We start from the raw sequence: 13594 nt of genomic DNA on the forward strand, positions 1-13594 counted from the left end.
TTTAAACCAAACTCTAATTGCTTATTTCTCCGCTTATAGATTCATCAAGATGGAGGCGTATCTCTTCCGAGGTGATATTTTGCCCCAAAAGAAACATCAATTTTGCTACTGCAGCCTCAGTAGTTATATCGTATCCGCTCAAAACACCTATTTTTTTAAGTAGGATACCTGTTTCATATTTTTCCATATCGACGCTCCCTGCATGGCATTGGGTGACGTTCAAAACTAAGAGTCCGCTATCCACTGCTTGCTCAATTTTGCTCAAAAACCATGGCGTAGTGGGCGCATTACCCGAGCCAAACGTTTCAATTATCAAGGCCTTCAACCCACGAATAGATAAAATACCATCCAAAACAGCGGGAGTCATCCCCGGAAAAAGTTTAAGAATTGCCAAGTTGGTTTCCAAACTGGTAAACGTTTTTAATACGCGATTGCCAGTGGGATAGTTAATATAGGCATGATTATACTTAATGCTTATACCTGCTTCGGCCAATGGAGGGTAGTTGTCGCTTCGGAAAGCATTAAAGTGGTCGGCATTATGCTTGGTGGTTCGGTTTCCTCGAAACAACCTGTTCTCGAAGAAAATAGATACCTCGGGAACCAAAGGTTGACCGTTTTTACAGGCAGCAGCAATCTCAATCGCGGAAATTAGGTTTTCCTTTCCATCGGTACGCAGCACACCAATAGGAAGTTGCGAACCAGTTAAAACGATAGGCTTATCGAGGTTTTGAATCATGAAACTTAGCGCCGAGGCGGTATACGACATAGTATCAGTACCATGCAGAATAACAAATCCATCATAACGGCTATAGTTATCCCTTACCATCTCCACTAGTCGTACCCAAAATTCAGGTGTAATATTTGAGGAATCAATTAAAGGGGAAAAGGAGATTGTATCTAACTTAAAGCCAAATTTCTTCAGTTCGGGAACTTCAACCTCAATCTGCTCAAAATTAAAAGGAGCGAGCGAGCCTGTTTCGGGATTATGCTTCATACCAATGGTTCCACCGGTATAAATCACCAAAATTGAAGTTATTTCCTTTCCATCCATAGATCGCAAACCTAATTAAAGTTGAAAAGTTTGTGTGCATTCCTCGTTGTGCATTCCTCCACCAATTCTGGTGTAGACACTTTGTATATTGCTAATGCCTGAGCGATTACAGGAATATACGATGGCATGTTGCGTTTTCCACGATGAGGCACGGGTGCTAGATATGGAGAGTCCGTTTCCAATAGAATTTCGTCCAAAGGAATCTGGCGAATCACTTCCTTTAGACTGGAATTTTTAAAAGTGATTACACCTCCAATGCCGAAATAAAATCCACCAAAGTTACGAATCCAATTTACCTCCTTAGTTCCACCCGAGAAACTATGGAAAACGCCTCTAAGCCCTCTACCTCTATATGCTTCAAGAATATCAAAAATTTCGGAAAATGCCTCCCGACAATGTATAATAATTGGGAGGCTAAGCGAAAGGGCTAAGTCGATTTGTGCTGCAAAGGCCTCCTGCTGCTGCTTAAAATAAGTTTTGTCCCAATACAAGTCGATACCAACTTCCCCTACTGCAATAAACTTGGAACGCGAAAACCAACCGACAATCTCCTCTAAAACCGTTTTGTAGTTGGCACTAACAGAAGTAGGGTGCAAACCCATTGCTGCATAACATGAAGCATGCTCGTTCACTACCTGCATCAAGGGATTAACAGTTTCAAGATCGACATTTGGAAGCACAAACATCTCTACACCAACTAATTTGGAGTAATTTATCACCTCTTCCAAGTCGGGTTGAAAATCAGGCAAATATAGATGGGCGTGTGTGTCGATATACATAAAATGGAAATGCGCACAAACTTAGTAAAAGTTGGTGAATACAATTTACCTTTTATCGGCGCGTCAAACAGTATTGTTTTCCAGGCAAACTTCTTACAATACCAGCAAATTCAAGGCTTAGAAGAATTGCCGAAACTTTGCTTACAGGCATTTTAGCACGTAAAGCCAATGCATCCAGACTCTCTTTGTCAAGGCTATCAAGCAGTTCCGTAATCACTTTCTCATCAGGGAGTAACTCCGTAAAAAGATTAGTTTGAACCGCATGTTTTACAACACCAGTATTGGATTCCCACTGCATGAGTTCTTGGATATCCACTGCAGATTCGACCATGGCTGCCCGGTTTGTTTTTATAAGCCGATTGCACCCTTCCGAATATTTATCGCCCGTACGGCCCGGTAAGGCCGCCACATCACGATTGTAGGAGTTAGCCAAATCGGCAGTTATCAGGGCGCCACCTTTAGCCCCCGACTCTACCACTAGAGTTATATCGCTCAGTCCGGCAATTATTCTATTTCGCTTGATAAAGTTTTTTCGGTCAATTTTTGTGTCCGAAGGAAAATCGCTAACAAGGGCTCCGTGACTTACAATTTCTCGAGCGGTATTCTTGTGCTCCGACGGATAAATAGTATCGAGGCTATGGCCAAGTACAGCGATGGTTTTAAGCGATTTTTTTAGGGCAATTCGGTGCGCACAAATATCAATACCAAAGGCTAATCCGCTCACAATAATTGGGGAATGTCCCAGAGTCACCAACTCTTCTATAATCTGCTCGCACATTGTCTTTCCATAGTCGGTGGCATTTCGAGTACCCACAATGGCCATCACCTTTCCCTCGTTGAAGTTGACATCGCCTTTCGAAAAAATAACCACAGGACCATCTTCGCATGCCTTTAGCCTATCGGGGTAGTCTTTGTCCAAATAAGAGTAAGCGGCAATGTTATACCGATTAATAAAATTCAGTTCGTTCTCGGCCCGCTGCAATACTTTTTGATGAGCAATCTCTTTTGCAAGCGTTTCTCCAATACCTGGAATTTTAAGTAGTAATGCCTTTTTCTCCTTAAATACCGCCTCCGCGCCTCCACAATAGGCAATCAACCGCTTAGCATTGATACTTCCAATGCCCGGAATCATGTCAATGGCAATGAAGAAATGTAAGCCCTCGGTATACATCGCTAAACCCAATTATTTTTCGACTGAGACCAATGAATTCAAGACGTGTATGAGTTTGTCTCGTTCCTTTCGTGGCAAGAGAGAAATACTAAATGGTGGATACTTGGCGTTTCCCCTGCCTACACGCTTAAAAAGCGTTAGATCAATCCTTCTGCCAAAAAATCCCTTTTCAATAGAAAACGCCCCCAGTTGGTCGGCCGGAATCTCTATGCTTTTTCGACTCTCGCCCAGCAGTCGCATTGAAAAGAAGCGAAAGACTAAAATCCCTTTTTCGTTAGAGAAATAAACGTAGCTGGAATTAATAATGAAGTGATATATAATGAATAGAATATAGACTATAACAGGAATCCCGACCACGGCCCACTTCGAAATGCCAAACACAGGTGTTTCTTCGGGGAAAAGGTAAAACAAGAGAACCACCATTATTCCCAGAAGAATAGCATAAAGGATCCGCTGTCCTTTGAATTGAACCGTTTGCTTACCATTTTCAATTACCATATAATTAAGCTTTTATAGGTTTAAATCTGAAATGTTGATTACCTACTTTCGAACCTTATTGCCAAGCCACAGTAAAAACTTAATGCGATTAAAAATTACTCCTATTTGCAAAGAAACTGGAGACAAAGCATTGGCTTTGTAAATATACCCACATTTTTTCCTTTTCAAGATAATTCAGAAGAAAAAGAATCAGATCGAGAGTGTTAATATGAGCAGTCTTGTAACCGAATTATTCACACTGGGCGGCATCACGAACACAAGAAAAGCCCCCTTTGCGGTCCATCTTTCGATCAGATTCTCGCCAATGGGATTTTTAAGAACAAATACATTCCTCTGAATGTATGCAATTTAGCGTTTTTTAATGGAAATATCCGCTATAAAAATGACAACGGTTGGCTAGAAAGGTTACTTTTGAAATTGGCAAATTTTGGTTTTACATATACTTAAGCCATGTTAAAATATAAAGTTACAAGAGAGCTCGATGCATTGCTAGGTGAAATTAGCCTTACCGCATCCAAGAGAATTAATAACAAAGTCCTAACAATAAAAGCGATTCACCGCAACAGTGCAAACGCTAAAAAAGAGGACGGCCTAGAGCCCGCAATAAAAGGCCCTACCTCCTTCGACAAAGAGATACTTTCGGAAGGGAGTCGGATTGCTCATATAAAACAGAGGGTAGCCCTTCGCTTTATTGGGCAATACCTTGCCATTTACAAGGGAGAGTGGATTATTGCTGCTTCTGAGAAAATGCAAACGGAACCAATTCGCGAAATTGTTGAGGTATTAGCGGCCACCGGAGCCAACATAAGTTTTGTTGAAGTTTCGGGCTCTTCCCCAGTAAGGATTATTGGCAAGAACATAACTGGTACTATCTCAAGAATCGATGCAACAATTTCGAGCGATCATATTTCTGCATCCCTAGTTCTCTCCCCAAACCTATCGGAAGCCGCTTCAACAAAAATAACTACCGCATACTCCTCATCGCCTTACATTATTCAGAATATTAAGTTATTGCAACATATGGGTGTGAATCCACATTGGGGAAACGATGATGTATTAATTGAAAATATATACAACGACGGTAGTCATGTAGCATTTGAAGGCGACTGGGGTAATGCATCCTACTGGTATCAAATGCTTACACTTTCAAGTTCAAAAGAACTCACCATAAGAGGCTTGAAATATGACACCTTTCAAGAGGATAGTGTAATCAAAGAATTATTTGAAGGACTAGGAATTAAAACAACAGCCCAAGGAGAAGATATTGTGCTCACCAAAACAAAACGAACTGCAAAGCACTTTAACTACGATTTCTCCAATAACTACAACCTTATTCCGTGCTTTACAGTTACCTGCGCTCTGTTGGGTGTTCCTTTTAAAATAAAAGGGGTAAACCTAGGCGGTAGAGCTCCAGAACGAGCGCAAATGCTCCGTGAATGCTTAGCCCAACTTGGCGCAACATTAAAGACCAAAGCCGAAAACAATGCAGAGACAGTTTCTTTTGATGGTCATTTAGATATGCCAGAAAAAGGAAAGGAGTTATTTATACCCGCCCACCTCGACCATAGGCTAGCGATGGCATTTACCCCCGCAGCCCTATTTGGATACAACGTTATTGTGGAAAATCCAACGCAGGTTAACACCACCTATCCGTCATATTGGGACGACATTAAAAAGTTGGGATTTAGTATTACCCCAGAAGCATAAGAAATGCGACCCTCGGGTCGCATTTTTGCTCTTTCCTAATAATCGCAGGAAAAATAATATTATCCCATACTCTATTAGCAGCCTAAACCTACAAAAATCATCTGATTGAACATCTCTGACATGATTTACAATGCGTATTTGAAAACAAAACAATATAAAATCGAACATATTTTGGAGAATTGAGAAGTAGCATGTAATTTTGTCAGTAACAAATTAGGTATGTTTACAAGAGTATTTCACGATTCTATAGATGATTGATCTTCAGAGGATAAAGCAACGTTTCAGCATTATAGGCAACAGTAATGGTCTCCTTAGAGCCCTTGAGGTGGCAGTGCAGGTGGCCCCAACCGACTTAAGTGTACTCATTACTGGCGAAAGCGGTACTGGTAAAGAGGTGTTTCCTCAAGTGATTCACCAGTTTAGCGCCCGAAAGCATGGTCCATATATTGCGGTAAACTGCGGAGCAATTCCTGAAGGAACAATTGACTCGGAACTATTCGGCCACGAAAAAGGATCGTTTACTGGGGCAACCGAAAGCAGGAAAGGATACTTTGAAGGGGCCGATGGAGGTACAATTTTCTTGGACGAGGTGGCAGAACTTCCACTTTCCACTCAAGTAAGGTTACTACGTGTGCTCGAAACGGGTGAGTTTATGCGGGTAGGGTCCTCCAAGGCTCAAAAAACGAATGTACGGGTAATTGCTGCAACCAACGTTAATCTTATTGCTGCAATTCAGGAAAATAAATTCCGAGAAGATCTTTACTACCGCCTAAACACGGTGCCAATCACCATGCTCCCACTAAGGGATCGGGTGGAAGATATCTACCTCCTTTTTCGAAAATTCGCATCCGATTTTGCCGAAAAGTACCGCATGCCCGCTATCGTTCTTAGCAATGAAGCAAGAAGAATGCTCGAAAACTATAAGTGGCGAGGAAATATACGCCAGCTAAAAAACGTTACAGAACAGATTTCCGTTATTGAAGAGAATCGTGAGATATCGACCGAAACTCTCAGCAACTACCTACCCGATTACACCGAGGTGAAACTGCCTGCCCTATACAAGGGTATTGACGAACACACCTTCAGTTCCGAAAGGGAGATCTTATACAAGGTGCTCTTCGAAATGAAGAGCGATATGAACGATCTGAAAAAACTGGTATTCGACCTTATGCAAAAACGACCTGGAGAGACTATTGAACCAGATAACGTAAGGCTGATACAGCAACTCTACCACTCCTCCTCCATCGACGCAAACCAGAACAACGAAAATGGTAGGATTGTAGATAATCTATCAAAGAATACGCGAAGAATTGTAGATGCCGAAGAATTTGTAGAAGAATCTCTTTCGCTCGGCGATAAAGAGGTTGAACTTATCAAAAAGGCACTAGAAAGGCACAAAGGAAAACGCAAAATGGCAGCCCGAGAATTGGGAATTTCTGAGCGAACATTATACCGAAAACTGAAGGAACATGATCTTGAATAACATCAAAAAACTTGCAAAATGAATCTGTGTAAATCAACCGTTTCAATTGTATCTATTCTGGCCCTTGCGTTAGTAACGTCTTGTTCCATGAAATACGCATTTAACGGGGCATCCATATCGCCCGATACGCGAAGTGTAAGCGTACAATACATTACCAACGTTGCCCCCATTATAAATCCAACACTTAGCCAAACCCTAACCGAATCGATTAAGGATAGGTTTGTTTCTCAAACCTCCCTGATGGTAATTCAGAGTGATGCGGACCTAAACTTTGAAGGCCAGATTACCGGTTACACTGTTTCACCAGTAGCAATACAAAGCGACCAGTATGCGTCACAAAACAGGCTTACCATAACCGTTATGGTAAAGTTTACCAATAAAAAAAATCCTGAACTGAACTACAATAAGTCCTTTTCCCAATACGAGGATTTCCCTGGCGCCCAGCAGTTAATACAGGTAGAATCAGGGTTGGCCAAAACAATTGTCGATAAATTGGTTGATGAAATATTTAACGCAGCAGTTGCAAACTGGTAAATCCATGGTTAACGCAGATACTTTCTACGGGCTATTAGCTGGCACAATAGAGCGCACACCTGAGAACGATCAGGAGATAAACGCACTCATAGAGCAATATCCTTGGTTTGAAGCAGCACATATCTTCGATGCTACCCGTCAGGGCGATGGGCAGCAGATACGGATTCGCGTTGCAGCGCTCTATGCCCAAAGTCGTTTGCTCTTGCAGCAATACATCACTAAGCACAATAGAACAACTACGCCCAAAGAAATCGACACACAAGAGTACGAGGAATTGGCTAAACCAGTGTTGGTGGAGGTCGATTTGCTGGAGATCACGGAAAATAGTCAAGCCGAAAAAATCATTGAATCACAAAATAGCCTGCCAAATTCTCTTCCAAGTAAAGACCTCATTGAACTAGATGAAGTTGATGAAAAAGTGGACCTAATCGATGCCTTTCTTAAGGCCGCCCCAAGGATTACGCCACCCAAAGAACTACCCACCGACCAAGAAGATATTTCACTCGAAAGCCTTAAGGAGCCACAAGATGTAGCCACCGAGATGCTTGCCCGGATTTTTGTAGAGCAAAAACTTTTCGAAAAAGCAATTGCTGCCTATGAAAAATTATGCTTGAAATATCCAGAAAAAAGTGCTTACTTTGCCAGTCAAATTGAAGAGGTTAAGAAAAAACTACAGTAACAAAATAAACTCAATCACATGTATACCGCCATTTCAATCCTAATTATCATTGCGTCCATTCTATTGGCCATTACCGTTTTAGCTCAAAACTCCAAAGGTGGAGGGCTTGCAGCAAATCTCTCAAGCACAAACCAAGTTATGGGAGTAAGAAAAACGGCCGATTTTGTTGAAAAACTCACATGGGGCCTAGCCATTTCTCTTTTAGTTCTTAGCCTTTTATCCGTTGGATTTACTGGATCGACTGGAAAAGTTAACGTTAAATCGGAAATTGTGACAAAGGCAAAAGAGGTTGCCACCCCAAATCAAAATCAAAGCTTCCCTGTTGCTGCACCAAAAGAAAACAAAGCTCAGGAAACTCCAGCACAGCAACAGCCTGCTGAAAAGAAATAAGTCAAACAATCTTTTGTCGAAAAATGTCAGTATGTCACTATACTGACATTTTTTTTGCCCAGTCTGGCAGGACGGATAATTCTATTTTTATAGCGGTTACCAATACTTTATGATCATCAGGGTCGCGGGAGAGTGTCACAATTACGGCGAACCTGCATAAATGGTGCTTTGGCACGAATTGTGCCATACCAAGAAAACAAAAAATCGTTTAACTTAAAAACAACACATATGTCAAAAGTAAAATTCACCCCACTAGCAGACAGAGTTCTTGTAGAACCAAAAGAAGCTGAAGAAAAAACTGCCAGTGGCATTTACATTCCCGACACAGCAAAGGAAAAACCTCAAAGAGGCAAAGTGGTTGCCGTGGGAATAGGCGCAAAGGATATAACCATGGAAGTTAAGGTAGGCGACGAAGTTCTCTACGGTAAATACGCAGGAACAGAAATTACCATCGAGGGTAAGGACTATCTTGTTATGAAACAATCGGACATTTTCGGTTGTCTCTAATCTATAGGTAAAACTAAAAAAATCATAGTCATGGCTAAAGAAATAAAATTCAATATCGAAGCTCGCGACCTGCTTAAAAAAGGAATTGACGAACTTGCAAATGCAGTAAAAATAACCCTCGGACCAAAAGGTCGCAACGTGGTTATTGACAAAAAATTTGGTGCTCCCCAAGTAACTAAGGACGGCGTTACCGTTGCCAAGGAAATTGAACTTTCTGACCCATATGCAAACATTGGTGCTCAAATGGTTAAGGAAGTTGCTTCCAAAACCGCTGACGATGCCGGTGATGGTACAACTACTGCAACAGTTCTTGCCCAATCGCTTATTACCGTTGGCCTTAAGAACGTTACCGCTGGTGCAAACCCAATGGACCTAAAGAGGGGAATCGATAAGGCAGTTATTAAAGTTGTTGAAAGCCTAAAAAAGCAAAGCCAATCAATTGGTGAGGACAACCTCAAGATTGAGCAGGTAGCAACCATCTCAGCCAACAACGACAACACTATTGGCAAACTTATTGCTGAGGCAATGGGCAAGGTTAAGCGCGAAGGCGTTATCACCGTTGAAGAGAGCAAGGGTATTGAAACTTACGTAGAGGTTGTTGAGGGTATGCAGTTCGACAGAGGCTTCATCTCCCCCTACTTCATTACCGATGCGGAGAAAATGGAAGTATCACTCGAAAACCCATACATCCTCATTACCGATAAGAAGGTAAGCACCATGAAGGACTTGCTTCCTGTATTGGAACCTGTTGCTCAATCGGGACGTGCCCTTTTGATTATTGCCGAGGATATTGACGGCGAAGCGCTTGCAACCCTTGTGGTAAACAAACTCCGTGGCTCTCTTAAGATTGCAGCCGTTAAGGCTCCAGGCTTTGGCGATCGCCGTAAGGAAATGCTCGAAGATATTGCAATTCTAACCGGAGGCGTTGTTATCTCCGAAGAGAAGGGTCTACGTCTAGACGGCGCTACGCTCGAAATGCTTGGTCGTGCCGAGAAGGTTACCATCAATAAGGAGAATACCACTTTGGTAAATGGTGCTGGTGAAAAGGCTGCAATCCAAAGCCGTGTTGGCCAAATCAAAACCCAAATGGAGAACACTACCAGCGATTACGATCGCGAAAAGATGCAGGAGCGCTTGGCGAAACTTGCAGGTGGTGTAGCTGTTCTTTACGTTGGTGCTTCTTCGGAAGTAGAAATGAAGGAAAAGAAGGACCGCGTTGACGATGCACTTAGCGCAACCCGCGCTGCTGTTGAGGAAGGAATTGTTCCCGGTGGTGGTGTTGCTTACATCCGCGCTATTGAAATTCTTGAAGGTCTTAAGGGCGACAACGATGACGAAACTACCGGTATGCTTATCGTAAAGAGAGCAATCGAAGAGCCTCTTCGTCAAATTGTTACTAATGCAGGTCTCGAAGGTTCCGTAATTGTTCAGAAGGTGAAAGAAGGAAAGGGCGACTTTGGTTACAATGCGCGCACCGATACTTACGAAAACCTCTTCAAGAGCGGCGTTATCGACCCAACTAAGGTTACCCGTATTGCCCTTGAAAATGCAGCATCCATTGCTGGAATGTTCCTTTCAACCGAATGCGTTTTAGTTGAGAAAAAAGAAGAAAATTCAATGCCTTCAATGAACCCAGGAATGGGCGGTATGGGCGGTATGATGTAATTTCATCTTCCACAATTATAGTAAAGGACGGCCATTAGGTCGTCCTTTTTTTTATACTAATGGTTTAACACCTATTTTCAGTTCTTCGGGACACTCACTATGCATACTTCGCTTGGAAATAAAAATATATAGGTAGATTAAAGCCTAAGAATAATAAAAGAATTCCATTCAGGAGAAAAATCAATAGGTGTGATAAATTACAAATAATAGGAGATAGTTTAACAGAAGAGACAGGTCAATTGTCTGAAAATAGAATTACATTGATTTAAACAAATGTATTAGGAAATTCAAACGAAGTGTAGTAAATTTGATTTGGTTTTGGATATCAAAAACATGTTCTTTTTGAGCAATAAACCAAATGCGGTAAATGTTTTACAGTAGTTAGTTCTAAAACAACAAATCAACCCTGTCAACTAATTCTAAAACAAGATGAAGAAAATCTTAATCGGCCTTGCAGTATTTGTAACGGCTGTCAGTTGCACCACACAACAAAAAGTGGTCAAAGTTGAGCCACAGATACAAGAGATCAAGAAAGCAGAACAATCCCTAAAACGGAAAGTAGCCATTGCACGTTTTTCGAATGAAACACAGTATGCAAAAGGAGTATTTTACGACAAGGCAAACGACCCTGTTGCCAAACAAGCGGTTGACATTTTATCGACCAAACTGGCATCAACCAATAAATTTATCCTGTTGGAAAGACAAGATATGGATAAAGTTTTGGAAGAGTTAAAACTAGCAGGAGACGAGGGATACCAAAAGGTTGGCGCCGACTATCTAATTATAGGTTCGATAACCGAATTTGGACGTAAGAACATGGGCGATGTAAACGCATTTTCACGGAGTAAGACACAAACGGTGCAAGCTGGAGTAAGCATCCGCTTGGTGGATGTTTCGACAGGCCAAATCATATATTCCGAAGAGGCCAAGGGCCAAGCCGAAACTACGAACAAAACAGTTATGGGCCTTGGCGAACGAACCGATTTCGATGCAACACTAAGCGACAAGGCAATTTCTGCCGCCATTTCAAAACTGGTTGAGAATGTCATTAATAATTGCATGGACAGACCTTGGAAATCATATTTTCTCACTTACGATGAGAACGGTATCTTAATTTCAGGAGGTAAAAGCCAAGGATTAAAAGTTGGAGACGTCTATCAAGTTGTAGAGAAGGGTAACAGTGTAAAAAACCCCCAAACAGGTATGATGATTGAACTGCCCGGTAAGCCAGTTGGAAAAATTAAAATTGACTTTCTCGGTGGCGAAAATCCTCAGAGTGAGTTCTCCATGGTGTCGTTCATCGAAGGCAGTATTAACAAAGAAGATTTAAGCACCTACTATATCAAGGAGGTTAAATAATGAAAAAAATACTATTTATAGTCGCAATTGGTTTGGCATTCCTAACTAGTTGCACCGGAGTAAAAACAGTAGCAACCGGCTTAGAAAACGAAACATTCTTGGAATTTCTAGGAAATCCAAGCAATTATAAAGGAGGTGTGGATGTTAATGTTGATGACAAGATTACTTTTAAGGCAGAGGTAAACAAGGACCACGCAGACCGACCTAAGGGTAGTGTTTATGCAATATCCACTGGCACCCACACTGTTACCGTATCCTACAACAGCAAGGTGGTTTATAAAAAACAAATATTTGTTTCGGCACAAGAAACTAAAAAAATACTGTTGCCATGAAAAGAATTATAATCGTATCATTTTCTCTCTTTTTATTTGCGTCATGCACCACACAAAAGCCACTATATACGTGGGGTAAGTATGAAACGGCAAGTTATAACTATCTCAAAAACAGCGATGAGAAATCTACACAAGAACTAATTGCATCCTATCAAAAAATTATTGAAAAGCAAAATGGATCACGAGGCGTAGTTCCTCCTGGCATTTATGCCGATTATGGTTTTGTGCTGCTACAAGCAAATAGAACCAAAGAAGGGAAAGCCATGCTTCTGAAAGAAGTGGCACTTTATCCTGAATCGAAGGTGTTTATTGATAGAATTTTAACCCTGCTTGACAAATGAAAAAAACAATAATCCTGCTAGGAATATCAGCCGTACTGCTATCGAGTTGTGCCACAACCACACCTGTTCAAAAATCAGTTGCCTATAAGGGAATGTATGCAGAAAAACCGCTAACGGTTTTGCTCATGCCCCCCATCAATAGGAGTACAAACGTAGAGGCCAAGGAATACTTCCACTCTACACTGAATGTTCCCCTTGCTAATTCAGGTTTCTATGTAATTCCCCCATTCCTCTCCATGGAGATATTAAAAAAAGAGAGTGCATACGATTCTGAACTTTTCCTAAATACTCCTTTAACTAAGTTTAGAGAAGTATTTGGTGCCGATATTGTTCTCTTTACCATCATTCATAAATGGGACAAATCGAGCCTTGCTGCGAAGGTATACATTGATGTAGAGTATATTTTTAAATCAACAAAAACCAACGAAATCGTATATACCAGACGAGGAAACGTGGCCTATAGCACAGCCGTTTCGGCAGGTGGAGGTGGTGCTATTGGAGCATTGGTAGCAATAACTGCTTCGGCAATAAACACCGCAGCAACAAAATATGTTGATGTAGCAAGAATCTGCAATGCCTATACATTAAAAGACCTGCCAGCCGGAAAATACAGCCCATTCTTTGGTTTGGACGGAGATCAAATTGCCGGTCAAAAACAGTTCAGCGTAGTGCTAAATTCGCAATACAGATAATCAACGAGTTGCTCCAAATTATTGCTAATTAAGAGCATTCCATCCATGTTGCAATTAAGCCTCAAAACATCGATGGGTTGAATTTATATAGGGAAGGACGGTAATTAGGTCGTCCTTTTTTGTATCTACCAGTTTGAGACGGACATATAGTAACGCATTCTAATCGAAGTTGGAGCAATCCATGAATTGCTGATAATTTATAGAATGATTTGGCTCTATTCAGTGATAATGTTGTTGCAAAAATTTGCTTATCTTAGTGGAAAGTCTCTATGATATGACAATAATTGAACAAATCCGAGAACTCGCAAAACAGTTGACAGAACAAGAGCGCGTTACGGTAATGCGGGAGCTGAAAAATACGGATGCATCACTTACGGCTCAGCTGGGGGAGGCGAAAGTCTGCCCC

The 13594-nt window shown here is 41.5% G+C and carries 15 protein-coding genes; 11 read left to right on the plus strand and 4 right to left on the minus strand.

The annotated features are described in order from the left end of the window. Window positions 1-13: 13 nt before the first annotated feature. The 4 genes from BLS65_RS15580 to BLS65_RS15595 are packed head-to-tail and all read right to left on the minus strand — an operon-like array spanning window position 14 to window position 3499. Window positions 14-1051 (minus strand): asparaginase, encoded by a 1038-nt coding sequence (locus BLS65_RS15580; RefSeq protein ID WP_092440661.1) that lies wholly within the window; start codon window positions 1049-1051, stop codon window positions 14-16. 11 nt (window positions 1052-1062) lie between these two features. Then, the gene (locus BLS65_RS15585) at window positions 1063-1830 is read right to left on the minus strand and encodes a TatD family hydrolase (RefSeq protein WP_092440663.1); all 768 of its coding nucleotides are present in this window, start codon (window positions 1828-1830) and stop codon (window positions 1063-1065) included. 52 nt (window positions 1831-1882) lie between these two features. Then, the gene (gene dprA / locus BLS65_RS15590; protein ID WP_092440665.1) at window positions 1883-3001 is read right to left on the minus strand and encodes a DNA-processing protein DprA; all 1119 of its coding nucleotides are present in this window, start codon (window positions 2999-3001) and stop codon (window positions 1883-1885) included. Between the two features lie 12 nt (window positions 3002-3013). Further along, the gene (locus BLS65_RS15595) at window positions 3014-3499 is read right to left on the minus strand and encodes a hypothetical protein (protein ID WP_092440667.1); all 486 of its coding nucleotides are present in this window, start codon (window positions 3497-3499) and stop codon (window positions 3014-3016) included. A 450-nt stretch (window positions 3500-3949) separates the two neighbouring features. Between BLS65_RS15595 and BLS65_RS15600 the strand changes: the two genes are divergently transcribed. The 11 genes from BLS65_RS15600 to BLS65_RS15650 all read left to right on the plus strand — a co-directional run bounded on the left by BLS65_RS15600 (window position 3950) and on the right by BLS65_RS15650 (window position 13188). Further along, entirely contained in the window at window positions 3950-5206 is a 1257-nt protein-coding gene (locus BLS65_RS15600; protein WP_092440669.1) for a 3-phosphoshikimate 1-carboxyvinyltransferase, read from the plus strand. A 250-nt stretch (window positions 5207-5456) separates the two neighbouring features. Next, complete coding sequence (locus tag BLS65_RS15605) at window positions 5457-6689, plus strand: sigma-54 interaction domain-containing protein (RefSeq protein ID WP_092440671.1); 1233 nt, start codon at window positions 5457-5459, stop codon at window positions 6687-6689. An 18-nt stretch (window positions 6690-6707) separates the two neighbouring features. Further along, a complete protein-coding gene (locus BLS65_RS15610; protein WP_092440673.1) occupies window positions 6708-7223 on the plus strand; it encodes an LptE family protein in 516 nt (171 codons plus the stop codon). A 4-nt stretch (window positions 7224-7227) separates the two neighbouring features. After that, the gene (locus BLS65_RS15615; protein ID WP_125869910.1) at window positions 7228-7902 is read left to right on the plus strand and encodes a hypothetical protein; all 675 of its coding nucleotides are present in this window, start codon (window positions 7228-7230) and stop codon (window positions 7900-7902) included. 18 nt (window positions 7903-7920) lie between these two features. Continuing rightward, on the plus strand, window positions 7921-8292 hold the full coding sequence (secG, locus tag BLS65_RS15620; RefSeq protein ID WP_092440677.1) for a preprotein translocase subunit SecG: 372 nt from the start codon (window positions 7921-7923) through the stop codon (window positions 8290-8292). A 228-nt stretch (window positions 8293-8520) separates the two neighbouring features. Beyond that, complete coding sequence (locus tag BLS65_RS15625; protein WP_092440689.1) at window positions 8521-8799, plus strand: co-chaperone GroES; 279 nt, start codon at window positions 8521-8523, stop codon at window positions 8797-8799. Between the two features lie 30 nt (window positions 8800-8829). Continuing rightward, window positions 8830-10464, plus strand: a complete 1635-nt coding sequence (gene groL, locus BLS65_RS15630) for a chaperonin GroEL (RefSeq protein ID WP_092440679.1) — start codon at window positions 8830-8832, stop codon at window positions 10462-10464. Between the two features lie 429 nt (window positions 10465-10893). Continuing rightward, the gene (locus tag BLS65_RS15635; RefSeq protein WP_092440681.1) at window positions 10894-11823 is read left to right on the plus strand and encodes a CsgG/HfaB family protein; all 930 of its coding nucleotides are present in this window, start codon (window positions 10894-10896) and stop codon (window positions 11821-11823) included. Then, window positions 11823-12155 carry a hypothetical protein gene (locus tag BLS65_RS15640; protein WP_092440683.1) on the plus strand — a complete coding sequence of 111 codons (333 nt, stop codon included), beginning with the start codon at window positions 11823-11825 and terminating at the stop codon, window positions 12153-12155. Before BLS65_RS15635 ends, BLS65_RS15640 begins: the two co-directional genes overlap by 1 nt. Then, window positions 12152-12496, plus strand: coding sequence for a DUF4810 domain-containing protein (locus tag BLS65_RS15645; RefSeq protein ID WP_092440685.1), 345 nt, complete (start codon window positions 12152-12154; stop codon window positions 12494-12496). The genes BLS65_RS15640 and BLS65_RS15645 overlap by 4 nt, the downstream gene beginning before the upstream one ends. After that, window positions 12493-13188 carry a GNA1162 family protein gene (locus BLS65_RS15650; RefSeq protein WP_092440687.1) on the plus strand — a complete coding sequence of 232 codons (696 nt, stop codon included), beginning with the start codon at window positions 12493-12495 and terminating at the stop codon, window positions 13186-13188. Before BLS65_RS15645 ends, BLS65_RS15650 begins: the two co-directional genes overlap by 4 nt. The last annotated feature ends 406 nt before the right edge of the window (window positions 13189-13594 follow it).

The organism is Williamwhitmania taraxaci (genome assembly GCF_900096565.1).
Taxonomy (GTDB): Bacteria; Bacteroidota; Bacteroidia; order Bacteroidales; family Williamwhitmaniaceae; genus Williamwhitmania; species Williamwhitmania taraxaci.

Coding starts and splice junctions, on each gene's coding strand:
- BLS65_RS15650 (WP_092440687.1), top strand. CDS start 12,493: ATGAAAAAAACAATAATCCTGCTAGGAATATCAGCCGTACTGCTATCG.
- BLS65_RS15610 (WP_092440673.1), top strand. CDS start 6,708: ATGAATCTGTGTAAATCAACCGTTTCAATTGTATCTATTCTGGCCCTT.
- BLS65_RS15600 (WP_092440669.1), top strand. CDS start 3,950: ATGTTAAAATATAAAGTTACAAGAGAGCTCGATGCATTGCTAGGTGAA.
- BLS65_RS15605 (WP_092440671.1), top strand. CDS start 5,457: ATGATTGATCTTCAGAGGATAAAGCAACGTTTCAGCATTATAGGCAAC.
- dprA (WP_092440665.1), bottom strand. CDS start 3,001: ATGTATACCGAGGGCTTACATTTCTTCATTGCCATTGACATGATTCCG.
- secG (WP_092440677.1), top strand. CDS start 7,921: ATGTATACCGCCATTTCAATCCTAATTATCATTGCGTCCATTCTATTG.
- BLS65_RS15595 (WP_092440667.1), bottom strand. CDS start 3,499: ATGGTAATTGAAAATGGTAAGCAAACGGTTCAATTCAAAGGACAGCGG.
- BLS65_RS15635 (WP_092440681.1), top strand. CDS start 10,894: ATGAAGAAAATCTTAATCGGCCTTGCAGTATTTGTAACGGCTGTCAGT.
- BLS65_RS15615 (WP_125869910.1), top strand. CDS start 7,228: ATGGTTAACGCAGATACTTTCTACGGGCTATTAGCTGGCACAATAGAG.
- BLS65_RS15585 (WP_092440663.1), bottom strand. CDS start 1,830: ATGTATATCGACACACACGCCCATCTATATTTGCCTGATTTTCAACCC.
- BLS65_RS15640 (WP_092440683.1), top strand. CDS start 11,823: ATGAAAAAAATACTATTTATAGTCGCAATTGGTTTGGCATTCCTAACT.
- BLS65_RS15645 (WP_092440685.1), top strand. CDS start 12,152: ATGAAAAGAATTATAATCGTATCATTTTCTCTCTTTTTATTTGCGTCA.
- BLS65_RS15580 (WP_092440661.1), bottom strand. CDS start 1,051: ATGGATGGAAAGGAAATAACTTCAATTTTGGTGATTTATACCGGTGGA.
- BLS65_RS15625 (WP_092440689.1), top strand. CDS start 8,521: ATGTCAAAAGTAAAATTCACCCCACTAGCAGACAGAGTTCTTGTAGAA.
- groL (WP_092440679.1), top strand. CDS start 8,830: ATGGCTAAAGAAATAAAATTCAATATCGAAGCTCGCGACCTGCTTAAA.